Source organism: Saltatorellus ferox (genome assembly GCA_007751475.1).
Lineage (GTDB): Bacteria > Planctomycetota > UBA1135 > UBA1135.
This window is the reverse complement of sequence record CP036434.1, coordinates 1074521-1097958: the sequence shown is the minus strand read 5'-3', so window position 1 is coordinate 1097958 and position 23438 is coordinate 1074521. Positions and strand designations below refer to the sequence as shown.

At 65.8% G+C, this 23438-nt stretch carries 18 protein-coding genes and 1 pseudogene; 10 read left to right on the top strand and 9 right to left on the bottom strand.

The window, feature by feature from the left end; translation table 11 throughout:
• Positions 1-5: 5 nt before the first annotated feature.
• Together Poly30_RS04070 and Poly30_RS04065 are read right to left on the bottom strand one after the other, a co-directional pair.
• Entirely contained in the window at positions 6-944 is a 939-nt protein-coding gene (locus Poly30_RS04070; RefSeq protein WP_145194746.1) for an alpha/beta hydrolase, read from the bottom strand.
• 216 nt (positions 945-1160) lie between these two features.
• Positions 1161-1775 (bottom strand): ankyrin repeat domain-containing protein, encoded by a 615-nt coding sequence (locus Poly30_RS04065; RefSeq protein ID WP_145194745.1) that lies wholly within the window; start codon positions 1773-1775, stop codon positions 1161-1163.
• 347 nt (positions 1776-2122) lie between these two features.
• On the opposite strand from Poly30_RS04065, the gene Poly30_RS04060 reads away from it, so the two are divergent.
• Complete coding sequence (locus Poly30_RS04060) at positions 2123-2581, top strand: MarR family winged helix-turn-helix transcriptional regulator (protein WP_145194744.1); 459 nt, start codon at positions 2123-2125, stop codon at positions 2579-2581.
• 189 nt (positions 2582-2770) lie between these two features.
• Here the strand turns inward: Poly30_RS04060 and Poly30_RS04055 are convergent, their stop codons facing one another.
• The 3 genes from Poly30_RS04055 to Poly30_RS04045 all read right to left on the bottom strand — a co-directional run bounded on the left by Poly30_RS04055 (position 2771) and on the right by Poly30_RS04045 (position 6656).
• Complete coding sequence (locus Poly30_RS04055; protein WP_419190929.1) at positions 2771-4447, bottom strand: hypothetical protein; 1677 nt, start codon at positions 4445-4447, stop codon at positions 2771-2773.
• A gap of 11 nt (positions 4448-4458) precedes the next feature.
• Positions 4459-4884 (bottom strand): hypothetical protein, encoded by a 426-nt coding sequence (locus tag Poly30_RS04050; RefSeq protein ID WP_145194742.1) that lies wholly within the window; start codon positions 4882-4884, stop codon positions 4459-4461.
• A 686-nt stretch (positions 4885-5570) separates the two neighbouring features.
• Positions 5571-6656 (bottom strand): hypothetical protein, encoded by a 1086-nt coding sequence (locus Poly30_RS04045; RefSeq protein ID WP_145194741.1) that lies wholly within the window; start codon positions 6654-6656, stop codon positions 5571-5573.
• A 584-nt stretch (positions 6657-7240) separates the two neighbouring features.
• Here Poly30_RS04045 and Poly30_RS04040 point away from each other — a divergent pair.
• On the top strand, positions 7241-7648 hold the full coding sequence (locus tag Poly30_RS04040) for a hypothetical protein (RefSeq protein ID WP_145194740.1): 408 nt from the start codon (positions 7241-7243) through the stop codon (positions 7646-7648).
• Here the strand turns inward: Poly30_RS04040 and Poly30_RS04035 are convergent.
• A complete protein-coding gene (locus tag Poly30_RS04035; protein ID WP_419190928.1) occupies positions 7594-10272 on the bottom strand; it encodes an FG-GAP repeat domain-containing protein in 2679 nt (892 codons plus the stop codon). The genes Poly30_RS04040 and Poly30_RS04035 overlap by 55 nt on opposite strands.
• Before the next feature lie 277 nt (positions 10273-10549).
• Here Poly30_RS04035 and Poly30_RS04030 point away from each other — a divergent pair, with 277 nt between their 5' ends.
• The gene (locus Poly30_RS04030; protein ID WP_419190927.1) at positions 10550-10777 is read left to right on the top strand and encodes a hypothetical protein; all 228 of its coding nucleotides are present in this window, start codon (positions 10550-10552) and stop codon (positions 10775-10777) included.
• A 100-nt stretch (positions 10778-10877) separates the two neighbouring features.
• On the opposite strand, the gene Poly30_RS04025 is transcribed toward Poly30_RS04030, so the two are convergent.
• Positions 10878-14027, bottom strand: a complete 3150-nt coding sequence (locus Poly30_RS04025) for a GDSL-type esterase/lipase family protein (protein WP_145194737.1) — start codon at positions 14025-14027, stop codon at positions 10878-10880.
• A gap of 624 nt (positions 14028-14651) precedes the next feature.
• Here Poly30_RS04025 and Poly30_RS04020 point away from each other — a divergent pair.
• Positions 14652-15803, top strand: a complete 1152-nt coding sequence (locus Poly30_RS04020) for a right-handed parallel beta-helix repeat-containing protein (protein ID WP_145194736.1) — start codon at positions 14652-14654, stop codon at positions 15801-15803.
• Positions 15804-16169: 366 nt separating this feature from the next.
• On the opposite strand, the pseudogene Poly30_RS28095 reads toward Poly30_RS04020, so the two are convergent.
• A pseudogene (locus Poly30_RS28095) lies at positions 16170-16361 on the bottom strand (phosphoketolase family protein); the annotation flags it as partial.
• Between the two features lie 106 nt (positions 16362-16467).
• On the opposite strand from Poly30_RS28095, the gene Poly30_RS04010 reads away from it, so the two are divergent.
• Both Poly30_RS04010 and Poly30_RS04005 read left to right on the top strand, forming a co-directional pair.
• Positions 16468-17235, top strand: coding sequence for a transposase (locus tag Poly30_RS04010; protein WP_145194735.1), 768 nt, complete (start codon positions 16468-16470; stop codon positions 17233-17235).
• A 25-nt stretch (positions 17236-17260) separates the two neighbouring features.
• Positions 17261-17773: a transposase gene (locus Poly30_RS04005; protein WP_145194734.1), complete on the top strand. Its 513-nt coding sequence runs from the start codon at positions 17261-17263 to the stop codon at positions 17771-17773.
• Between the two features lie 673 nt (positions 17774-18446).
• On the opposite strand, the gene Poly30_RS04000 is transcribed toward Poly30_RS04005, so the two are convergent.
• The gene (locus Poly30_RS04000) at positions 18447-19859 is read right to left on the bottom strand and encodes a tetratricopeptide repeat protein (protein WP_145194733.1); all 1413 of its coding nucleotides are present in this window, start codon (positions 19857-19859) and stop codon (positions 18447-18449) included.
• A gap of 3 nt (positions 19860-19862) precedes the next feature.
• Here Poly30_RS04000 and Poly30_RS03995 point away from each other — a divergent pair, with 3 nt between their 5' ends.
• From Poly30_RS03995 to Poly30_RS03980, 4 genes are all read left to right on the top strand, one after another.
• Positions 19863-20375: a transposase gene (locus tag Poly30_RS03995; protein WP_419190926.1), complete on the top strand. Its 513-nt coding sequence runs from the start codon at positions 19863-19865 to the stop codon at positions 20373-20375.
• A 26-nt stretch (positions 20376-20401) separates the two neighbouring features.
• Positions 20402-20614 carry a hypothetical protein gene (locus Poly30_RS03990; protein WP_145194731.1) on the top strand — a complete coding sequence of 71 codons (213 nt, stop codon included), beginning with the start codon at positions 20402-20404 and terminating at the stop codon, positions 20612-20614.
• Positions 20615-20949: 335 nt separating this feature from the next.
• Positions 20950-21693: an RNA polymerase sigma factor gene (locus Poly30_RS03985; protein WP_145194730.1), complete on the top strand. Its 744-nt coding sequence runs from the start codon at positions 20950-20952 to the stop codon at positions 21691-21693.
• A gap of 40 nt (positions 21694-21733) precedes the next feature.
• Positions 21734-23332, top strand: a complete 1599-nt coding sequence (locus Poly30_RS03980; protein ID WP_145194729.1) for a serine/threonine-protein kinase — start codon at positions 21734-21736, stop codon at positions 23330-23332.
• Positions 23333-23438: the final 106 nt, after the last annotated feature.

Sequence of the window (23438 nt, the reverse complement as noted above, 5' to 3'; positions counted from 1 at the left end):
CGCCGCTATCGGTCGTCGCCCGTGCCACGCATGGCTTCCTGAAAGAAGGCGAGAATCCGTCGCTCGTATTCCGCTGGCGCGGCCGCGTGCAGGTCGACATGGGCCGCGCCCTCGACTAGCCACAGCGACTTCGACCCGACCGCGGCCTGAAAGAGACGCTCCGCCTCCTCCGGTGGCGTGTGCGGATCCTCCGTGCCGGAAGCGATCAAGACCGGGCAGCCGACCGCGCTCACCCGATCGACGGGCCGGAGCGCGGATGGCTCCACCCCCAGGCGTGGCTCGATCTGCGCCAGCAGGAGCCACGCGGGCAGCGCCCCCAGTCGTCCCAGGCGCGCACCGACGCGGTGCTCGATCGCGCTCTCGATATCCGGGTACACCGACTCGAGGACCATGGCCTGCACGCCGAGCGGCGACCCGAGCACCGCCGCTGCCCCGCCGAGCGACACGCCGATGACGGCGACGGGAAGCGAGGGATGGAGTCCTCGTGCGTGCTCGACGGCGGCCGCCACGCTGTAGCGCTCTTGATCGCCAAGCGTGATTCGGTCCCCATCGGACTCGCCGTGGGCATGCAGATCGACGAGCACCGACGCGTAGCCAGCCAGCGCAAGGAAGCGGGCGCGTCTCACCATCGCGGTGCGGTTCCCGCGTATGCCGTGAAGCAGGATCACCACACCTCGGGGAGCCTCGGCGCCCACGCCCTCGGCCGCCACGCACCATCCGCGAACGGAGCGCCCCCGCGCGTCCGTCGCCGTGAACGCCTCGACCTCGAGTCCAGCGGGAGGCGCCACGATCGAAGAGGGCGCCGGCGCGCTCAAGCGACCCGCCATCCACCAGGAGGAGCCGAGCCCCGCAAGGCCCCCGATCAGCAGCAGGCCGAAAAGGACTCGCGCGACCCGGCCCGCGGAGCCGCGGGGCTCGGCTCCCTCCACTGGCTCCTGTTCCATGGAAGAAGCCTACTCCCCTGGCGGCAAGCAACCCTGCTTCAAGGTTCCAGGTCTTTCCAACGGAGCCGTATTCCTCGGACGCAAGGGCCGCGAGCAGTTCGCGCGCGCGCCCATTCGATTCAGAGCCCGGTCGCCCCCTCGGCGATCCGCTCCTTCAACGGGCCGGTGCTGCGATCGAGCATCCAGAGCGAGGCGAACGGATGGGTGCTCCTTCTTTCACACGAGGCTCTCGGCCGTCGATCCGTCGTCGGCGGCGAGGTTCGGGTCGGCGCCCGCGGCCAGCAGATGTTCGATGATCTCGGTCGAACCGCGCTTCGTGGCGGCCATCAGCGCCGTCCAGCCACCGGCCTGCCGAGCATTCGGTTCGGCGCCGGCCCGGAGCAGGAGCTTCACGACGTCGGTATGGCCGCCAGGGATCGCGCTGTGGAGAGGTTGCACCCGGCTCGGGTCCTCCGCGATCGCACAGGGGTCCGCGCCCGCCCTGATGAGCTGCTCGGCGGCGGCGACTTGCCCGAAGAAGCTGGCGAGGTGGAGCGGTGTGAAGCCGTCGGACGTGCGCATGGCGGCGGCGTCCGGATTCGACTTCAGGTGGGCCAAGAGACGCTCGACGTCGCCGACGGCCGCGGCTTCAGCGGGATCGAGGGGCGCTCGGTCCGCGCGAGCCATGCGCACTCGGTCCGCCACGTCGCGGCGACCGTGATAGAGAGCGAGCAGGAGCAACCCGACGCCGCCCGCATCGCGCGCGGTCGCGGCGCTCGGGTCTTCCTCGAGCAAGACCATGCAACGGGAGGGATCGCCGGCGACGAGGGCCTGGATGATGTCGTGTACCATGGGCGGATGAGATGCCTGGGAGGAATTCAAGTGGAGCCTGAATGGTTAGCCATGCTAACCAATTGGCGCCCCATCGTCCATGGTGAGAGCGTCGTCCATTCCCTCGGCTGGGCCGGGTCACCAGACTCCTGGCCCGAACAATTCACGAGATGAAACCACCAGCACGCCCAAACGACGCTGCGGCTGCGTCAGACGAAGGCCTTCGGCCTTCGCCCGCTTCGCGGGTTCACTCACAGGGTGCTCACCGGGCCTACGGGCCCGCCTCCGCTCCGTTCGCGAATCTTCCTTGCCACAGCGCCGTTTGGGCGCACTGGTGGCTCCCTCTCGTGAATTATTCGGGCTAGGCCGTGAACGACTCCACGGCGACGCGCCTGCACTCTGCCGCGATCCATCTGCTCCGGCGACTGCGCTCTACCGATCTGGAGGTCGGCGTGGGTCCCGCAAAGCTCTCCGCGCTGTCGGTGCTCGTGTTCGGAGGGGCGCGATCCCTGGGGCAACTGGCGGCCGAGGAACAGGTCAGCGCCCCCACCATGAGCCGGATCGTGCGCGGACTCGAAGGTCGGGGCCTCGTGCGCCGTATCCCGGACCCTGACGATGGTCGCTCGATCGAGCTGCGCGCGACCGCCGCTGGCAAGCGCCTGCTCGAGAAGGCGCGACGCGCTCGACTCGCACAGCTCGAATCGCTTCTCGAAGCCCTCTCCCCGACGGAGCGCGCCACACTGGAAGCCGCTGTCGACGCCTTCGAGAAGCTCTCGAGACTACCCACCGATCCGCTCGACGATGGGCGTGATCGGGGACCTCGGTGATCGTCGACGTCTCGAAGTCAGCGGGCCTCTCCCGACCGCCTGCCGAGCCGGCTCTCATGACCGTGACGCAGGGGGGCTGGTGCAGAACCACACGAAACCCTCATGCGCCCTCTTCCCATGAAGGGTACGAACACTTGCCGAGCGGCATACCGCCTGTGGATTGATCAGGCCAATCTACACACCTCATCATCATCCACCGAACTGAACCCTGAGTGCGTCCGTCGTCTGGAAGCCGGACGGCGACCCGGGGTCACGGAAGATGGCCTGGATCGTCCAGGTCGCTCCCGTGACCCACTGGGACGGGCCCGAGTGGATCGATGGGTCACCCCAGTCCACCGCGCGAATCCCGAGGCCCGTTGCGTCCAGGGGCACGATCTCCGCATAGCGGTGGAGCGTCGTCGGGTCGATGCAGAGAACCCCGCTACCCATCATCTGCGGTGCCGACTCCACACCAAAAAGAACCGCGGCGACCGAGCCCGGGACCGCACGGCGAATGCGCAGCTCCGACCCTCGCGTGAACGGCGTGATCGCGCCGTAGAAATCCAGCCCGGCCCGTCGCCCGCTGGAGTTCTGGGTCGACTCGCAGATCACTTCCGCGTCGCCGGGGCCGCCGGACAGCACGATCGAGCGACCAGAAACGAAGCCTCCGTAGTTCGCCCCGTAGCTCCCCACCACCCACTCGGCGTAGCCGTCCCCGTTGATGTCGGGGATCGTCTGGGCGCTGCTGACGGCCTCCACGGGAGGGAGAGACAGGCTCCCACTCTCGCCGTCCGAGAACACTTGATAGAGGATCTGCCCCGTACGCCCGGAGACCAGGGATCCGTAGGAACCGCGAGTACTGACGGAAGCCACAGCGAGATCCGCGACACCGTCGCCGTTGACGTCGTGGCCGCCGCCGATGGTGGAGCCGAACTTGTCAAGGGACGTGGAGGCGGATTTGGGTCGACCGTAGATCGAATGCAGGATCGTCAGATCCGCTCCCGAGATGATGCGAACGCCCCCAACGCCCCCCATGCCTTGTGGGAAATTGACATTGCCAGCGGAGATTGCGAAGTCCGAAACTCCGTCCGCATTCGTGTCACCGAGCGGCACCGCGAAGGCGCCGTAGAGCCCACCGCAACCGAATTGCGGGACGGCGCAGAGCGAGCCGATGAGAGCACCGGTACGACCCGAGTGAACATCCACGATCCCGCTTTGCCCCCACCCGATGAGGAAGTCGTCCCCACCATCGAGATCGATGTCGCCCACGGTCCAACCGGAGATCAAGCGATCGCTCGGACCGGTGAAGCTCATGGCGAGGGTACCGTGGGGCCCGAGGTACAGGTTCTGCCGTCCAGTGCTGTCGGCCACGAGGATATCCGCGTAGCCGTCACCGTTCGTATCGCCGGCGGGCCCGGGCAGATCTCCGAATTCGATGTCCTGGCTGAGGAGGCGCCCTACCTCCGCACCCGTGGTCATGTCCACGATGAACACCTCGCTCGGCAGGAAGGCCGTGTTGAAGGCGCTACAGCCCACGGCGAGGTCGGGATCCCCGTCCCCGTCGTAGTCCCCGATGACGCTACTGCGCTGGCTGTGACAGGGGAGGCCGTTGGTGGCCCACTCTCCGAAAGGCTCGAACCAGATCTCGGCCCCCGTCGCCATGGAGTAGAGGCTACCCGACGCACCGCGGAAAGAACTTCCGAAGCCCACGACCAGCAAGTCATCGATTCCATCCCCGTCCCCGTCTGGGGCCGCCCATGGCTGGTCGTAGCTCGCACCGCGCGGCCCATCGATCACGTGCAGGATCTCCTGGCCATGCGCAAGCTGGAGGGTCGAGGCACCAGTTGCGAGCAAGGCCAACCTGAAGCCGAGCGATCGTTTCGTCATCCATGGAATGTTCATAGTCCTGTTCCTGACGCGGCTTGGTGTTCAATCAAGCCCAGAGAGTAGATGCGATGGCCCGCGTATCCATCGGAACACAGGAGAGTGCGCCGCGCGGGGTTGGGATGATCGCGAATGGACAGTCCCCAGACTTCCCCTGACGTCTTGATCAGGTGTCGCTCTGAGTCCATGAATCCAGTCGTCGATGAGGGATCGAAGGGGATCGACATGATTCCGACGCGGCTCACTCCCACGTAGACCATCGCCTTGCCGTCGCTGAGGGGATCGACCGCGATGGCGCGAATGTTGTTGTCCAGGGCGTCGAAGCCGGAGGGGGGCGCCACCCAAGCCGGATGGGAAGGCACCCAATGGCCACCGGCTGGAGCGGTGTAGAGCATCTCGGTCAGATCGAAGACCTCGACGCGGCCCTTGAACTCGGCCACGAACGCGTACGTTCGCTGCTGTCCGTTCACAGGAAGTACGACTGTCTCGACGCGGAAGGCCGCGCCCCCCTGAGTAGAACATAGGGCAGCCTGCATTGGGCCAATCATGTTGTCAGGCAGGCAAAAGTGCGAAGAATGCGTACGGCGAGATCAGTACGCACTTACCGCAGGGAAGCATGGATCCTCGGATTCAGCAACGAAGAATTCGAGGATCCTGCGGCACGGGGCTGAGCTACCTGAAGCGCCCCGAGCGTGACCCATCTCGGCTCACTCTGTCACGGTAGGAACTCGATCGCGAGAGCATCCGTGAAGTTCGACGTCACGAATCTTTTCAATACGTCGCGATGCCAGGCGGTGAAGTGCCAGGTCTCTCCGGCGACGGGGGGGGGGGGGCTGCGCCGTCGGCCCTGAGGCAACGACGGAACCCTTCGCTGCTTCGCGACTCAGGCCCCAGACATCACGGGGGCTTCGCCCCCAACCCACGGGCCACAAACGACCCCCATCAACCTCCCCGGGGTGGGTCAGGTTTCGTTGGCCCTGTGGGTCAATTTTGGTTCGCCATCCCCAGAAAGCTCCACCGGCCCGAGTGCGCCCTTGAAGAACTGGGCACGGCTCTCGGTGACCTCGGTGATCGTCGACGTCTCGAAGTCAGCGGCGCCTCTCCCGACCGTCTGCCGAGCCGGCTCTCATTGCCGTGACGCCGGGGTGCTGGTGCAGAACCACACGACTCCCTGGTCGCCATCCGCGTCGAGGCCCTCCCTCAGGATGTGCAGCTTGCCTTCCTCGGAGGGGGTGCTAATGGTGCGTCGCACGCGCTGGGACTCCGATCGATACCGTGCCTGGAACATCACCAGGGCACCGTCCTCGTTGATCGATCCGAACTTCGTCTCGATCCGCCCTTCGTTCGAGACCCCCACGTACTGGTAGCAGTTCTTCGGGGCGTCCCAGAAGCGGAACCAGTTCCCGGCCTTGGCCTCACTGTATGGATTGGCGTCCACTTCCCAGGTGCCGTGGGACACCAGGGTACCTGGCAGCATCTGCTCCTGAATCCGGCCGGTGAAAGGATAGACCTTCCCGGGGAAGTCCTGGCTCGGAGTGGCCCCTTCGAACGTGAAGGCTCCCATGAAGGGCGCCAGTCGGGTCATCTCTTCCGACACCTGGCCCTGCTGTTCTTCCGATGCCGCAGGCTTCGCGAACTCGAACTCACCGATCCTGGACTCTTCGAAGGTCCACCTCGTCCAGAAGGGCTCGTCACCCTCCGCCAGTTCAACCTTCAGGTAGGTGCGCCCCCCCTCGAACGTGCGGATGAGCCGCCAGGAATCGATGCCCTCTTCGCTGCGGCCCGTGGACGACATCATCCAGGTGTTCTCGTCCAGCCACACGCCGGTGTGCCGGTTCACGTGACTGGCCTGGCCGCCGACCCGAATGAAAGTCAGCTCCTCGGTTTCATCGTCGATTCCGATGAAGGCATGGGTCAGGTTCGAATAGCCACCGTCTTCGCCCTGGTACTGGGCCTGGTAGCTGATCGCCTTGTCGCCGTGGGTACGGCGGACCTGGGACTTGACGGGGTAGGTGTTGGTCATGCCGTCCCGGTTGTGACCCACGCAGGTCCCTTCCCAGTTGCCGAGCCACTGCTCGAAGCGCTCGAAGTCCGCTGCGTGGGGCCGTGGCACCTCCGCTTGCGGAGCTGAAGGGGAGCCCGAGGCCGTAGCCAGACCGATGCTGGAAAGTGTGAGGGCAAGGGAAGCCAGGGCGAGGTGACGGAAGATCATGGGAATCGAGAGAGCCTTCGAAGGATCGTGGGGGGGGTAGATGAATGCGTCCGGAACAAGGGACCCCGTCCTGGTTCGTCCGATGGACGAGAGCTTCCAGACGGGTTTCGACGGTCTTGGCGTGGGCCCTTCGAACCCTGCACCATCGAACCCGCGATTTTCTTCGAATCTCCTTCCCCGGATCGTGGGGCATCAGCCTGCGGGAGCACGTCACTGGCTGGGCGCAGCCCACCCGGACCACAGCCTCCCCCCGGAGAACCCGACACCTTCGGCTTCATCGAGGGCAACAAGGGTCCCGGAGAGCCGTTCGAGGTGATCTCGGGCTCGACACCGATCGCGAACGCCCTCCCGTCGAGCTGACTTCGGCCTCTTGAGCGCGGGCGACCGAAGCGCACTCCTGGCCATTCACTGCAAGGGTCGAAGCGGATCGGCACCTGGGTCGTCTCCCCGGGTTGGATCTCCACGGGAATGCGGATCCTCGCACCATCCCCTCGAACCGCTTCCAGCACGAACCAGCCCGAGGACAGGGTCTCCGAACGGCACGTCTTGCCGGATGGGAACCAATCCGTCAGGCCACGGCTCGGATGGGGACCGCTCTCGACGTTCTTCATGCGCGCCGACGTCGGAAGACAGACGCGAAGCACCGGCTCGACGTCCCCATTCCCGTGGTGAAGGAAGAGCGTCACCGGCCACAGAGATGCTCCAGAAGCAAGGCTGGATTCGTCGATACCGGCCCGTATCCAGACGATCTCGTTCATGAGCTGAGCGAGATCCTCCGGGTCGACAGGGCCGTGATCGATCGAGACGTCGATTCGGCCGCCCGGGTGGAGTTCGACGACGGAAGTGACACGACCGTTCTCGGGGACGCGGACCCAGGTCGATTCGTAGCTCCAGCGCCGAAGGGGGCCAGCGAATTCACCGAAGCGGCCTTGAAGGATCAGCGGAACGTCACGGACAGTGCCGACGTGAAGTTCGACGTCGCTCCCTGGTAGACGTTTCGGTACCACGCCTGGTAGTTCCAGGTTTCGCCCGCGAGGACGCTGATCGCCCCGGTCGCGGTCGGCGTATCGGTTAGATCGAGCGCGAGCTCGAACGACCCCGACGCGCCTGAGAAGCCGACCTCGCCTGGACGGGCGTAGCGGCTCACGGCGCCCGCGAGGCAGATGTTGCCAAGGCTGCCGCCTGGCATGGCGGTGAAGCCCTGGGTCCGGGACGCGATCAGGATACCCGCGATGTCGATGGGCAGATCGGTGGCGCGTAAGCGGAGGCCGTTCGCGGAGACCTCGCGGGTACCCGCGGCGCTGAGGGTAGCCGGCACGCCCGTCGAGTTGGGCACGGCACTACAGTAAGTGTCGCCGAGCTCACGCTCGTTGCTGCGCCACACGAGGAAGCGCGGCGAGCTCGACCGCTCGTTCCAGACGGGATCGCGATCGCCATCGCCGTCCACGTCAAAGAAGCCGTGGATGAAGTCGACGGCGAGGCCTTGATCACTTCCCAATGGGTCCTGCAAGACTGCGTATGGAGCGAAGCTGCCGCCGAGGTTCTCGATCCACAGGAGCTGATCCTGGGGCGGGAGGCCGCCGGTCCGCAGCACATACACGAGGTCGTCGTCGCCGTCATCGTCCTGGTCGAACGCATAGAAGGGCAAGAACGTGAACGGCGCGACTCCCATCGAAACGGCAGGACCGAACCCGCCCTGCCCGGTATTCGGAAGATAGAAGAACTCCGTGCTCGTACCCGAAACCCGGTAAGCGACGTCGAGCCGCCCGTCCCCGTTGAAGTCGGCGTTCTCGCCGCGCAGGTGAAGCGGTCCCGCGGCTTGCATGGCCATGGGTCCGAAGGCACCGCCCCCCAGGTTGAGGTAGACGGCCACGCCTTCCGTGGCGACCGACGGCGCGCCGTAGGCGACGAGGTCGAGCTGCCCATCGTCGTTGACGTCGATGGCGCGAAGCTCGGTCGGGCGCCCCAGGCTCGCGAGGTCGTGGTAGGTCCAGCTTTGCGCCTGGTTCATGTTCTCGACCCAGAAGGTCCGCCCCAGGAACTCGTAGACCCCGTGGATGTCCAGGTCTCCATCACCGTCCAGATCCGAAAGGCGGAGGTTCGGCCCACTGAAGGTCACGGGGAGAGCGGGGATCGCGATGGGCTCGCGAAAGGTCCCGTCCCCCACGCCCGAACTCCAGCTCACGCCCTGTCCCGTAGCCTGATCCGGGCCACGCCCCAAGACGTCTGCGATGCCATCGCCGTCGAGATCCCCCACGGCTCCCGGCAGCGCCAGGAACTCGCTCTGGAAGACCGACTGAACGGGTCGGCCGAAGCGGCCCTCTCCCAGATGAGGCAGGACGGCGAGGCCAGAGCTCGAGACAATGAAGTCGCGTGCTCCGTCACCGGTTTCATCGACGAGCCCAACGGGAAATGCGTAGGCCCCGTCCGTGCTCACCTGCGGCTGCTCCGCGAACGTCGACGGCGCCATGTTCCGAATGGGGACCAGAACGCGGTCCGCGTACCCGAGCAGATCCACGCGCCCGTCACCATCGAAATCCGCGCGCTCGAGCTTGGACGTGGTGCTGCTCATCGGCGCGAGCAGCACGTCGGAGAACGCTCCGCCTCCCGTGTGCAGAAGCGCACGAAGCTCGAGCACCTCTGTCGAAATGGTGAGCTGATAGACCACGTCAAGGACGCCGTCTTCATTCACGTCGAGGAGCGCCACTGAGCGCACGGCCGCTCCGGCAAGCAGCGTCGTCCGCGAGGTGGCGAGATTGCCCAGGCCATCGCCTTCGAACAGCACGAGCACATCGCCTGTCCCGTTGTCCAGCCCGACGCCGACGTAGTCGACGTCACCGTCCCCGTCGATATCACCGCCGTGGACCTCGCGCGCCGTGTCCATACGGAAGTCGAGCACGATTTGCGGTCCGAACGCGCCTGCGCCGAGGTTGCGATACCAGTGGAACCCCGAGAGGGAAGAGTTCGTGAGCAGGTCGAGGTCGCCATCGAGGTCAACGTCCACCAGCTCGATCGCCGTCGAGAGGTACTGATTCGGGGCGAGGATCTGCTCGGGACCGAACTGTCCGGCGCCGAGGTTCTTGAACCAGAGGACCTGCTGGCGGTCCTGGGCGGAGACCACGATATCTCGCAGTCCATCGCCGTCCACATCGCCCGTTGTTGCTTTCTCGACGGCACTTGCGTCGGTCGTTATCGTCTGCGGGGAGTCGAACAAGCGCGCGCCGCCCACAACGGGAAGCCACGCGACCCGGCCTGTTTCCGAGTCACAAACGAGGAGGTCGAGGTCGCCGTCTCCGTCGAGGTCGGCCGCGTGCAGGTGGCTGACGGTCCCACTCCCGTCCAACCGCAGTCGCTGCCCGCCGTCGAACCCTCCCATGGAATCCTGTCGGAATACGTGCAGCGCGCCGAAGAAGTCCGTCGTCGCCACGAAGTCCTTTCGGCCATCGAGGTTCACGTCGAGGGCGACGGCTGAGCGCGCGCCCGCCGTGGCAGTCGAGTTGATGAGCCTGGCTGGGCCGAACTGTGGGGTTGCGAGGAGGGGCGCGACCAGTGTGGAGCACGCGAGAAAGACCCGCGCGGCGCGGGGGATCGCAAAGAAACCGGAGCAGTGAAGCATGTCGAGCTTGGGTAGGTCCTGGAAGCTGGGAGCGCAGTTTAGCAGTCCACGCTGACCCGGGTGGACGCCACGGCGTCCGGGTGGGTCCCCACAGGGGCATGAGGTTCTCAGCTGCACACTGATTGTCTCAAATCTTTGCCAGAGTCCCCTGTCGCCACCGCGCCGGTTGACGGAGGGGACTTCCAAGCGCATCGTTCACCTCCAGCTGTCCTAAGTCCGTGGCCGCCTCGCGGAGCACGACATCACGATCGACCTCAACCCCGCAGCCTTCGAGTTCTTGATCACCAAGGGCTTCCACGGAGACTACGGTGCCCGGCCCCTCCGCCGCGCCATCGAACGCTACATCGAGGACCCGCTCGCCGAGCAGCTCCTCCGCGGTAAGTTCGAGGAGCAAAAGAAGGTCTGGATCGATCGCGACGACACGATGAGCGATGGCGAGGGCGGCCTGGCCTTCCTTGACGAAGCGCCGGTCGTGCGCGAGGCCATGAAGGCTGCGAACGACTGAGCCTGAAGTGAATCGTTCCTAGGTCAAACCAAGACGCCCCGGCGTTCCTCGCGGGACGCCGGGGCGTCTTGCATTCAACGCTCGGCGACGCGTCCGGCCTCTACTCTCGTCTTCTCATCTTCACGGGATAGCCGGTGATCTGAGGTCCCTCGAATCCACTGAGGTCGAATCCATTCTCGAAGGGATAGAGGAGCTCGAGTTCCGGGTTCGCCGCCCCCACCGTGAAGAGGCCGTCGGGCCCTTTCGGTGGCAGCTCGAACCACAGGTGACCGAGCTCGTCCGTGACTCCGAGCCGCTCAACGCCGCGATCGACGCTCACTCCAGCGAGCGGCCGCCCGGCCAGGTTCTCGACCCTGAAGTACTGGCGATAGGGGTTCCCACGATCCACTTCGACCTCGAGCGTGTCGCCGTCTACCTCGGGGTCGTACCGAAGCATGGACAGGCCCAGATGCTCCCCCCACAGAGAGAGCACCGTCACTCGGTCGCCGGGAACATCGATCGTGACCGCTTGGCCGCCGCCTGGACCGCCCGGCTCAGACAAGAAGGTTCGGTTGCCTTCCCGGAAGCCGACCGCGAAGCCATGGGGCGAGGGCTGGCCCTCCGCATCCACACAGCGCACGGACAGGGTCTTGCGAGGCGCGAGCGGCACCACCTTGAGCGTTCCCATCGGAGCACCGTCCTCCACGAGGATGGGAAAAGGCTGCGCCACACCAGGATTCTTGACTCCAACACCGACGACCCATGGCCCGGGGCCGAGTCGATCGATCGCGAGCAGGAAGCCACCGCCCTCGGAGTTCTCGAGGATGTCGATTCCATGGGATTCACGACCCCAAACGAACCCGAGCGGCGAAGCGACGGCGTGGAGGTCGCTCGTCTCCAAATCCGTGGCCGCCTGAGTTTCCAGCTGGACGGTCACCGTGTAAGGCGCCGGCGAGCTGGCCGAGCCCAGCACTCGTTCTCCATTGACCTGGACCTGAACGCGCTCGCCGCCGAGCACCTCCACAGCCCCGCTTCCGAAGGCGCCGCCGAACCCGAGCTCCCACTCGTACTGCCCCGGCTCCAAGAACCCGAGGGACAACCGGGGTGCCGCTCCCTCCTCCGGGAGCTCGACGAGCGCGCGACGAATGACCGGCGCGTCCTCGGCTGCGGGCCGCAGGAAGAACGGCTGACTCCGCGGGATCACGCCGGGCGCCACGGTGAAGTCCACCGCGCCCAGGGGCGCCAGCTCCAGGGTCACGCGCGACGGGTGCCTTCCCTCCGCGAACGGAAGCGACGCACGCGCTTCCAGCAAAGGATCCCCCCACCTCAAACGGAGCGAGTGCTCGCCCGCGTCAAGCGGCTCCGGCAAGCGAATCCAGGGCGGCGGTTCCACCCAGCCATGAATCTCCGTCACCAGTTCGAGGCTCACGCCGTTCCAGCGAGTCACGGGCCGCTCCGGGTCATCGCCGGGCCCGAAGACCACGCACTCCAGGTCGTCGGAGCCCGTGGGCACGTCCTCGGGAAGGTCGAGGAAGTAGGTGGGACCGATGCGAACCGGAACGACCCCCTCGATCGGAATCGCGACCGTCCGGCGGGCGTCGTCCAGCCAGTGCTCGCCTTGGCGGAACGTCAGGACGATCTCGCCCGGCGGCATTTCCACCTCGCGCCCATCGCGGTCTTGAAGCACGAATGCGCCGAGAAACCCGGTACGCCCCGACGCGCGAACCCAACCCGCCGTGGTCTCGTGAACGCCGAGCCCGGGCAGGGGCAGGCCATCGGCCTCATCGACCAAGCGGCCTGTCACCCAGCGCTCACCGAAACCCTCGCGAGCGGGTACGCCGGTGAAGCGAGTCAGCTGCGGCTCGATCGCCGCCATCCAGGCTTCGCGTCCCGCGTCGGTGATGTGCAGGCTGTCGCGGCCCAGCGTCGGCAGCGTCTGGCCGTCTTCGTCGATAAAGAGTTCGGACAGGTCGAGGTAGCGCACGCGCGGGTCGAACTGGTGGGCCTCGAGGAGTGCGTGCACCTCCTTCACGGATTGACGAACGCGCCCCTCAGGATCCGCGCCCGCGGGAAAGGGCCCTGTGATCACGACCTCGCTCATACGAAGCCGCGCCCTTAGCGCTTCGACCACCGCGACGATCCCGTCGAAGGTTTGCTTCGCCGTGTGCCCCGCTGCGTTGATGTTGTTGATCCCGATCTGCAGGACGATCACGTGCGGCCAGAACCCGTCGAGCGATCCCTGTTCGATGCGATAGAGAAGGTGCTCCGTTCGGTCGCCGGAGAGCCCCAGGGAAACGGCTCGCCGCTTGCCCTGGTAGCGATCGAACGCCCGCGAGCCGCCAGGCACCGCGAAGCGGTTCCCATGGCCGGTCAAGCTCTGGGTGATCGAGTCACCGAGGAACAGCACGTGCATGGGCGGCTCGGAGCGCGCGCTTTCCTCGAGGTCTTGCAGTGACTGGAACGCCGTCCGCCAGGTCCCGCCGCCCCAACCAGCGCTCTGTCCGCGGTACTCGGCCGACGGCGTCGGCCAGACGCTCGGCTCATCGAACGGTGTGCTTGACTCCGTCGCGCCCAAGATTTCACTCGCCAGCCGGTACGCGATCCGCTCCGCGCCGAATGCGTTCGGGTGGACGCCGTCGGTCACGTCGCGCATGCGGAGCACCGAGCCCATGTCCACGAACTCCACGCCTGACATCTCGCCGGCCGCGGCGCTCAGCGCCAGGGAGATCGCCTCCAGACGAGGCTTTCGCTGGCCCAGGTTGGCGACGCGCTCTTCGTCGAGCCCCGGCAGTTCGGGGAAGATCTCGGGCGGCGAGGCCAGAAGCACGCGAACGTCAGGACTGGACTGTCGGAGCGCTGCGACCAGCGCCGCCACGCGCCCCCGGACCGGCGCGCCCCAGTCGTCGCCGTCCTCTTCACGATAGCTGTCATTCGTCCCGAGCATCACGATGGCGACATCCGGCTGAAACCCAAGCGCCTTCGCGAACTCGCGGCTCTCGACGTAGGGCAGCGGGCTGTCCGGGCGCAGCGTATGCCCGCTTGCCCCAAATCCCTTGACGTCGTACGCCTCGCCTGGCGCGTGGCGCAGCAGACGATTCAGCACGGAAGGATAGCTGGAGAATGCGATGTCCTCCGGCGTCTCCCCCGCGCCGTGTCCGTAGGTGATGGAATCGCCGAGGCAGGCCACGCGCGTCTGGGCTTCGCTGACACCCATCCAGAAGAGCGTCGTGATCGCGACGAGGACACGCGGGAGGCAACACGTATGGGGCATACTCCCAGCTTACGCTGGCGAAGCGATGATGGTGACCCCAAGAAACACCGAGGAGCCGGAAGAGACGGCGTCGCGCTGCGTTGCCCGAGCTCCCATCGCCGTCCATCCGCCAACCACTGAGAGAAGGACGTCTCTGAAATGCTGAATCTCGCTATCGCCACCCGATCCGCGGGGCAGCCCCCTACGGTCTCGCGAGTGATGATCTGCGCCAGCGCCAAACCGGTGCGTCGGCGCGCCCACGCCTTCCAGAGGCGCGAATCACGCTCAGCTTGCGGTCACCTCGTCCGCGTCATCTCCACTGCAGCCAGTAGCGTGACCTCGCCCGTGGCCCCCTACCCACCAATGCAACACCTCGCCACCCCGCTTGGAAGTCCTATCCGTACCGAAGTGTCGAGCGCGCGATCCTGGTTCTCGCTGGACGCCCGGTACACGGGTTCAGATCGCGCGTGGCGCAGCGAAGAGTCGCAGCGATCACAGAAGGCAGGCCGTGGCCGATAGGCCGCCTGATCCGGCTCGGACCGTCCGATGGCCGAATCACGGGAACCAGGGTGACACTCTGAAAGTCAGGGGGTTCGTTAGCTTGGAGGCTATCCCGTTTCACGAACTCTCACCCCGCTCGTTGCCATGCTCGCTCTTCCCATGCTCCTTGTCTGCGGCGTCCTGGACGTCGATTCGGTCGCTGGCCCATTCTTTGAGGTCCGTGACGCCGTCAGCGCAGCGGCGTCTGGGGACATCATTCGCGTGGCCCCCGGTAACTACTCGTACTTCGGGATCTTTGGCAAGGAGATCACCATCGTCAACTCTTCAGCAAGCGGTGAGGTTCGGGTGTCCGGGACCGTTCGGATCCAAGGCATTGGGCCCGGCGAGCAAGTCTTGCTGGACGGGATCGACATCGAGGCAGCTCCGGGTTCAGGTGACCCGGCTCTGCTGCTAGCTCACTGCGATGGTTCCGTTCGCCTTCAAGACGGCGAATTCCACGGTATGGATGTCGCCGGTGTTCGCTTGCTGGACTGCAGCGACGTGGTGCTGACGAACTGCACAGCGCTGTCCGATTCTGGAAGCGCAGTGCACGCTACCTCATCCCACTTGACGCTGGGCGGCGGCGCCTACTTCGGCGCCTCGTTCGAGCTTCAGTCGTTTTACGCCGGTCGAGCTGGGGCTGCCGGGCTGTACCTGGAAGGTGGGACGACGTTTGTCTCAGGCTCGACGGTCGTGGGCGGGTCGGGGGGCGAAGGACTGATGTCCGCCTTCGGATGTTGGCCAGAGCCCGGACCCGGCGGCAACGGGGTGACCGCCATCGACACTGACGTCGAGATCCTTGGCGCGATGGTCCTGGGTGGTGAGGGCGGCGTTGGGTTCAACTGCCTCAACGCCGAGGCTGGCGTTCCCGTGGCGCTGCTGGGAGGCGCGACCGAGACAGCGCATCCTGGTGCCGCGGTACGACTCGATATCGGCCCGGCGATCCAACAGGAAGGCGGAACACTCGTAGCCATAGCCGATGGTGACGCTGGGTCTCCGCTGCTCTTGGTCGTAGGTCTGAGGGCTGGGCGTTCCAACCTTCCCGCCGGCTTCGTCGGCGAACTCTTCATTGGAGGCCCCCTCGGAAGCCAGCGGCGGGTATTCCTCGGCGCGGCGCCAGCATCGCTGCCGCTGACGCTTCCCGAGCTGTCGCCGTTCGGGATCGCGGAGTTCGAGTTTCAGGCCGTTCAACTACGGGCCACCGCGGCGGTCACTGGCGAAGTCCGCGGGCTGCGCGTACTGGACCGCGGTTGGTAATCACGCAGACCGTCTGGAGGTACCGTTCCGGAGTCGTTTCCGCCGCTCAGGTAGCGAGTGCACCCAGCCAGTAGCCTGGCTCTGAACTGGCCACCAGCGGCTGGTCCCGTTCGACCAGGCTGAAACCGTACTCGTCCTCCGAGGGCGAGTAGAAGCTGAACGTGAAGACATCGTGGGTTGGAGCACGCACTGACTCCGATGGGTAGAATGGGTAGACGGACGTCTGGCCTGCCTGAGCAAGCGCTTCCTATGGGCCATGGATGCCGAAGTCGTCCGCGCTGCTCTGTCCTTCCGGAGCACCGCAATCGGTGGCGTCCAGGCGCGCCCCGGCCTCAACGCGGCCGATCGCGAGTGCCTCGCGATCGTCCGGTGCTCGACCAGCTTCTCCTCAAGGTGCGTCTTCAGGGCGATGCCCGCGTCGCCCACCTGCGGCACCCGATCGATGGTGTCCATGACGAGGTGGAAGCGGTCGAGGTCGTTGAGCACCGCCATGTCGAAGGGGGTGGTGATCGTGCCGTCTTCCTGGTATCCGCGGATGTGGAGGTTCTCGTGGTTCGAACCGGATGGACTGCGGCGACCTGTCCACGTTCCGATTCCAGCAGCTCAAGCAACATCTTGGGGGCGTAGCGTAGCCATGGCGCCATGCGCGCAACCCGCTTCGAGCTTGATCGGTCCGTTCCTCTGGAATGGAAGATCCACCGGACATCTTCAGGGGCACGGGGGGGGCCGCTCGCCGCTCCAGAATTTCGTCCGTGCGCACCTTCCCGGTTTCCTCGCGGAGTTCGAGGACGAGCACGGCGGTCGTTGCCTGCCGCAGTACGTCATCCAGGAATTCGAGGCTCTACTTGAGTGCGGTGATCCAGCGTTCGGCCAGATGGCGCAGACGGCCGCGCACCTCGTCGACAGGGTCTTCCCCGATGTCGATGTGCGCCAGTGGGTGCTCACGGTCCCCAAGCCGCTGCGCCTGGCGATGGCGATGAACGCGGAGCTCTGCCGAGAGGTAACGCGGGCGCACCTTCGCGCGGTCTCTGCGTCCTACAAACGCCGCGGACAAGTGACCCTGGATCGTCAGCAGCAACAAGGGCAAGGCGACCTGGAGGCAGCCGCACCTTCCGTTCCTGAACCCCCGGTCCGGCTCGACATCGGCGCCGTGAACTCGACGCAGCGCTTTGAATCCTCGTTGGGGCTCAATGTTCACCCCCACACCCTCTACCTGGACGGTGTGTACGTCACGCGCAGCGCTTTCGAGTCTCCCGTCTTTCTGCGCGCGGATCCATCGACGTCGGCGGAGGTCGAGCGTGTGCACACAGGCGCGATCGCGCGCATCCGTCGTGTGTTGAAGCGCGACTCCCTCGACCCGATCGCACTCGGTCTGCCGCTACGCAAAGACGACGCCCCCCCCTTGGGAGTACGCGGACGCGGGCGCCGATGAGCAGCCGCTTCTCGATTTTGGCGACGTGCGTGATGATGCGTTCTTTCCGGCCCTGACGGCTGCCTCGGTGAAGTCGCTGGTGCCCTTCGGTCCTCGTGCTGGACAGCCGCTGAAGCGCCTCATCGACCCTGATCTCGGCCTTGCGTTCCAGTCGTCGGGTTGGGGGAGTCAAGACGTGCCGCCTCCACTGGTAGTGAACGCAAGCGGGTTCTCGTTGCATGCGGCGACGCTGATCCGGAAGGGTCAGCGAGCGCAGCTGGAGAAGCTCTGCCGCTATGTGACGAGGCCCGCCATAAGCCTCGAGCGCTTCGAGGTGCATCCTGATGGCATGGTCTCGTGGCTGCTACGCAAGGCGTGGCGGGATGGGACCAAAGGATTCGTCATGAAGCCGTACCAGTTCCTCGCGCGGCTGGCGGCGATTGTGCCGCATCGCCGCTGCGCGATCAGGTGGTACCGCGCCCGGTGGTTCGGAAGGAGCCGAAGGCGGCAGGTGCCGCCGAAGAAGGCGCGTCGATGGAGCCTCGGGAGCCGCCGATGAGTCAGAGGTACATCCGCTGGGCAGATCTCTTGAAGAGGGTCTCTTCGGAGGATGTTCTCCGCTGCCCGCGCTGCCGCGGGCGCAGGCACATGATCTCGGCAATCACGGACCCAGAGACAGCGCGGAAGGTCTTGGAGGGGGTGAGAGCGGCGGCGAGGAGGTCATCTGATTTGCTGGGTGGAGGAGACTCGTCATCGCCGGGGCCGAGCCGTTCCCCACCGGCAGAGCCCGAGGTCCGAATACCGATGCCGCCTCGGCAGGGGCGGCTGGACTTCGGAAAGTAGGGCGCAGCAAAGCAGCGCGCGGGCGATCGTGCTCGATGAAACAAGAACAGCCAACGCCTTGGGGAGGGTGCTGGCTGGAGGTCGTGGTGAAGCCAACAGGTGGTGCTGGTCGGAGGGGGCGAAATCGGGCCCCAGGCTACGGTCACTGGGGTCTAGACACCCCGCTTGGAAGTCCTTTCCGTCAGATCCTCCCTGGCAGCCAGTGGCGCTTCCAGACCAGGTTCCGTGACCCGGCCGCGGGAGGTAGCTCCTTCAACCTCTCGGCTGCCGCTTCCCTGAGCTTCGTTCCGGAGCCGGGGTCGGAGGGTGGCACTGCCCCCCCCCATCGACGGAGCCAAGGACTCGAGGGTCCGCCAGCCAGAGCCGGCGGGCCTTCACACCTCTCACCTCTACTGCTGCTGATCCGGCGGGAGCAAGGACCGCACCTCCTGCGCCAGGGACTCCAGTCCGGGGGGAAGATCCTCGAAGACCTCGGAGACCTCGGGCACGGCAGGCACGGCGGGAGCCGACTCGGATCGCGCTCCCGGTGGTCCGTTGTGATCCTCGAGGACCCTCCTGGCGAGGGAGTGGAGCTGTCCGGCTCTCAGGTGGTACTTGAGCTGGACGAGGCGTTCCTCCGGGGGCCCGACTTCCTCGCGGTCTCCGGCTTCGTCGATCTCCTCCATCAACTCCTGAGCCCGTGCCAGGTGAGCACGGGCCCTGGCATCGTGTAGGAGGAGCCCGTAGTCGACTCCGCCCATTCGCTGTTCGTGCTGGGCAAGGCGGACCGGGTGGAGCTGAATGAGCGGGACCTTCTCGGACTTCTCGATGCAGGCGAGGGCGCGCTCGGCGCTGCCCTCTTCCAAGGCCACGTGGGCCGACAGCAGCCAGGCCCTTGGATGGCGAGCGTCGATCGCAAGGGCGCGATCCACGGCCGTTCGCGCCGCTTCGACCTGCCCGGCCCCGAGCTCGCACTCTGCGATCAGGGCCCATGCGTCGGCATCGGAGGGATCGCGAACCACGATCGCCTGCGCCGCCTCGGACGCGGCCTCCGGATCAGCTCCGCGCAGGAGCATCGCTCGCTGCATGTGCGCGTCCCGGTTGTCGGGCCAGAGATCCAGGGCCACCGACAAGTGCTCGAGTGCCCCATCGGCCTGCCCGCTGCGCCGCCGCGCACGCACGGCCTCGCTCCAGCAAGTGGAGAGCCACTGGCGAGCATCGAGCCGCTGCGCGTAAAGCTCGCGCTGGTCCTCACCGAAGAAGAAGAGCCTGGACCCCAGCCCTTCCTTCAGTCCGACGTGGGACGTGGCTTCGATGTCGATGCTCCGGGTTCCGTCGGTGAACTCCACGTACTGATGGCTGGGAGCGAGGCGGGTGCGGAGATCGAGACCCGCCCGTTGCCCCACGGCCAGGTACAGGGTCGAGAAGGCGACGCAGTTCCCGATGGAATTCTCCAGCAGGACATCGAGCCGGTTCTGCTGCTCGTCGTAGTAGAAGCCCTGGCTGCGCAGCACACCGACGAGTGCCTGCAGGCGCTCCTCCATCGAGGAGGCCCGGCGCGCCCCCCGCACCACCTCGGCTGCCAGAGTGTCGAGCCGGCGATCGAGCCGCTCCAGATCGACGTCCGGGTCCACCTCTCGCCCGAGTAGCAACGCCGCCCGCCCCACATCGAGGTCCGCCGCGGTCAAAGCCAGGAGCGCCTCCACGTTCGTGGCTCCGCGCCCGGGAACCGGCTCCGGTAGAGAGGACTGCGGGTCGCCCGAACAGGCGATCCCCAGCAGCAGAACCCAGGCGGGAGCGGAAGACCTCCGGATCACGGACATGGAGTGAGTCTACTCGTTCTCCAGCCGGCTGCCTCGGTGAAGTCGCTGGTACCTTTCGGTCCTGGTGCTGGGCAGCCGCTGAAGCGCCTCATCGACCCTGATCTCGGCCTTGCGTTCCAGTCATCGGGTTGGGGAGGTCAATACGTGCCGCCTCCACTGGTGGTGAATGCTGACGGGTTCTCGTTGCATGCGGCGACGCTGATCCGGAAGGGTCAGCGGGCGCAACTGGAGAAGCTTTGCCGCTACGTGACGAGGGCCGCCATAAGCCTCGAGCGCTTCGAGGTGCGTCCTGATGGCATGGTCTCATGGCTGCTACGCAAGGCGTGGCGGGAGGGGACCAAAGGATTCGTCATGAAGCCGTACCAGTTCCTCGCGCGGCTGGCGGCGATTGTGGCGGGACCGAACCCGACCCAGATCCGCCACATTGAGCCCAGTGATGAGACGTTGCGGTTCTGGACCCGGCTCAGCACTGCCCGGGATTCGCCCGTCGAGAACATGCTGTGTGCAAGGGGGTGATTGCCCCGGCCCATTCTGGCTTTGCGTTGGAAGACGCTCTCTCGGTCTCCTGGCCCATGGACTGGGAGCGGCAGCGGCGCATGGCGGCTACGAGCCAGCTGGCGTTCAGTCGCGAGCCTCGCTCGCTCTTGATGGCGATCGATCAGCCCCGGATCGTCCGCAGTCAGTTCTATTCGAAGGACGGCGGCTCCCGGACCCAGGATCCATTGAGCGACCTCGCGGGGAATGCGTCTGCGTGAGCTCTTCCGTGTAACCCCCCTGGGGGAGTCCAAGGCGAACCTGGAAGAGATGAACTCGGATTGACTCTTGAAGCACTCTTGGTGCGGAACCGTGTTCCTCCTGGCAGTCCCGAACCCGGCCGAGCTCCGTCACATCCGCGCGGGCGACGAAACGTGGCGGATTTGGGTCGGGTTCGGTACTGCCAGGTTCGGTACTGCCACGCGGTCACCTCGTCCGTGTCACCTCCACTGCAGCCAGGAGCGTGACCTCGCCCGTGGCCCCCTACCCCACCAATGCAACACCTCGCCACCCCGCTTGGAAGTCCTATCCGTTCCTACTGAGTAGACTCTTGGGAATGACCCAGCACGCGCCCTTTCTGACCACCCGTTGGTCCCTGGTGCTTTCCAGCAAGGGAAAGACCGTCGAGGCGAAGCGCGCACTCGGCGAGCTATGTACCGCGTACTGGTATCCGCTATTTGTCCAGGCAAAGCGAGGAGGACCATCCGATGAAGACGCAAGCGACGTCGTCCAGGGCTTCATCACGAGCTTGCTGGAAGGCGGCGGACTGGAGGGAGCAGAGCCATCCGGTGGGCGTTTCCGCAGCTACCTCCGAGGTGCGCTTCGGCATTACGTGCTCAATCTCCATCGCGCGAGCCGCGCCGCACGGCAGGACGGCGGGCCCGTGCAGTCCCTGAACAACGACGCGTTCCCGGCGGGCTTGGCGGATGCTGCACGCCGCTACGACGGGTCGCGCTCGGCGGACCTATCCCCCGAGGAAGCCTTCGACCGCGCGTGGGCGCAGGAGCTCATCCATGCGGCGAAGGAGAGGCTGCGCAGCGAGTACGAGGGCCGCGGAAAAGCGCTGGTCTTCGAGATGCTCGAGGACACCCTGGACGGAAGCCCGGGCAAGCAGACCCATGCCGACCGAGCAGCGACCATCGGCTGTACGGTGGGCGCCGTCAAGGTTGCTTCCCATCGCCTTCGCGCGCGTCTGGGCGAGCTCATTCGGGCCGAGGTATCGCATACGATCGAGCAGCCGGGCGATCTGAACGAAGAACTCGCGGTCCTCATTCAGGCGCTCCGACGAAAAGTCGAATGATCCGCGTAACCTCTCCACGCGCCCGGTTCATGGTCTTTCAATGACACGCCACAAGGAACCTGACAAGACTTCGATCTGTACTCGCTGTGGCGCCGCGCTCGTCGAGGGCGGTCCGTGCGCGGCTTGCATGCTCTTGGGGGCGAAGGACGGCAACAGCTCCACGTCTCGTTCCGGTGGAAGCGGCCGGCCTGCCTTCGAGGCTCCCTCCGTGGAAGCCCTCGCCGACGCCCTGCCCGCCTATGAAGTCCAGCTCTTGATCGGGCAGGGTGGGATGGGAGCTGTCTACCGAGCACGCCATCGCAAGCTGGATCGGCTGGTCGCAATCAAGGTCCTGAGGCCGTTTGAGCGCGACGATCCAGTGCTATCGGCCGACTTCACGGAACGCTTCGAGCGGGAGGCGCGCGTGCTCGCGAAGCTGGACCATCCCCACATTGTCCGCATTTACGACTTCGGTCGGGCGGGGTCTCCTGAAGCGCTCTTCTATCTCGTGCTGGAGTACGTCGATGGCGCCAGCCTTCGCGAGCTGATGACGGAGGGAAGGCTGTCTCCAAGGGAGGTGCTGGAGCTCATTCCCCAGGTGTGCGAGGCGCTTCAGTCCGCCCATTCCCTCGGTGTCATCCATCGCGATATCAAGCCCGAGAACATCCTGGTGGACAGCGAGGGACGCGTGCGCATCGCGGACTTTGGGCTCGCGAAGCTACGGGGCCTGGAGCCAGAAGGCATGGGTCTGACCCAGAGCCATCAGACCTTTGGATCCGTGCACTACATGGCCCCCGAGCAACTTCGAGCCGCAGGCGCGGTCGATCACCGGGCGGACCTCTACTCCCTCGGTGTCATCGTCTACGAGATGTTGACGGGTGAGCTGCCGCTGGGCCGTTTCGCTGCACCCTCTGACAAGTCCGGTAGCGACAGGAAGTTTGATGAGGTCGTGTTCAAAGCGTTGGAGAACGAACCGGATGAGCGCTACCAAGGTGCAGAGGATCTCAAGCAGGACCTCGTCGCCGAACCGGAGAGGACATCGGAGCCAGCGGCGACGGGGCTCAAGCACCAGGGCCGGCGCCCGGCTCGGAGGCGTAGCACGAACGCGGCGTCCAAAGCTACGTCCGGTGGTTCCAAGCCAGGGAGCTCGCTCGGACGCCAGGTGGAGGCTTTTGAGTCGAAGCAACTGAAGCAAGACCTGGCACGATCCTGGAGCTTCGTCGCCATCTTGTCTCTGGCGTACTCGATGACGTGGGTAGAGATTGCGCCCCATGCACTGGTTGGGAACATCTTGGGAGAGCTCGGACGAGGAGCCGGGCGGATGCTGGGCTCGGGGTCGATCAACGTTTCGGGTCAGCAATTCTCTGTCTTCGGGATCCCGCTTTGGCTGGGCCTCCTGGGAGTGCTGGCCGCAGCCGCACTGCGAACTTTCCATTCACCCGACCAACCGATCGACCCTCGGGTCCCGATCGCCTTCGGTTCGTTCGGAACGGCCCTGATCCTTTGGGCACTCGTGTCGGTGGTCAGTCAGGGATTCGGCAGCGGAATTGAACTTGGAATGATCCTCGCGGTCCTCGCTCACCTCGCGAACAGCGGACTCGACTTCAACAGCTGGATCTCCGCAAAGGCCCGTCGCCGCTTGACGGGTCCACGCCGCTAACCTTTACGGGATTGGATGGCGCAGACTCCCAGCCCTTCTCGATGGAGCACGGGAACCTCGGCGCAGCGGGCCAGGGGTTCCTGTCCGGCCTCGCCATTGCCTTTCC

Bases quoted from the DNA above. Each gene is read 5' to 3' on its own strand.
- Poly30_RS04070 (WP_145194746.1), bottom strand. From the start codon at position 944: ATGGAACAGGAGCCAGTGGAGGGAGCCGAGCCCCGCGGCTCCGCGGGC.
- Poly30_RS04035 (WP_419190928.1), bottom strand. From the start codon at position 10,272: ATGCTTCACTGCTCCGGTTTCTTTGCGATCCCCCGCGCCGCGCGGGTC.
- Poly30_RS04040 (WP_145194740.1), top strand. From the start codon at position 7,241: ATGGGGACCGCTCTCGACGTTCTTCATGCGCGCCGACGTCGGAAGACA.
- Poly30_RS04025 (WP_145194737.1), bottom strand. From the start codon at position 14,027: ATGCCCCATACGTGTTGCCTCCCGCGTGTCCTCGTCGCGATCACGACG.
- Poly30_RS04065 (WP_145194745.1), bottom strand. From the start codon at position 1,775: ATGGTACACGACATCATCCAGGCCCTCGTCGCCGGCGATCCCTCCCGT.
- Poly30_RS04045 (WP_145194741.1), bottom strand. From the start codon at position 6,656: ATGATCTTCCGTCACCTCGCCCTGGCTTCCCTTGCCCTCACACTTTCC.
- Poly30_RS04055 (WP_419190929.1), bottom strand. From the start codon at position 4,447: ATGACGAAACGATCGCTCGGCTTCAGGTTGGCCTTGCTCGCAACTGGT.
- Poly30_RS04020 (WP_145194736.1), top strand. From the start codon at position 14,652: ATGCTCGCTCTTCCCATGCTCCTTGTCTGCGGCGTCCTGGACGTCGAT.
- Poly30_RS03985 (WP_145194730.1), top strand. From the start codon at position 20,950: ATGACCCAGCACGCGCCCTTTCTGACCACCCGTTGGTCCCTGGTGCTT.
- Poly30_RS03980 (WP_145194729.1), top strand. From the start codon at position 21,734: ATGACACGCCACAAGGAACCTGACAAGACTTCGATCTGTACTCGCTGT.
- Poly30_RS04000 (WP_145194733.1), bottom strand. From the start codon at position 19,859: ATGTCCGTGATCCGGAGGTCTTCCGCTCCCGCCTGGGTTCTGCTGCTG.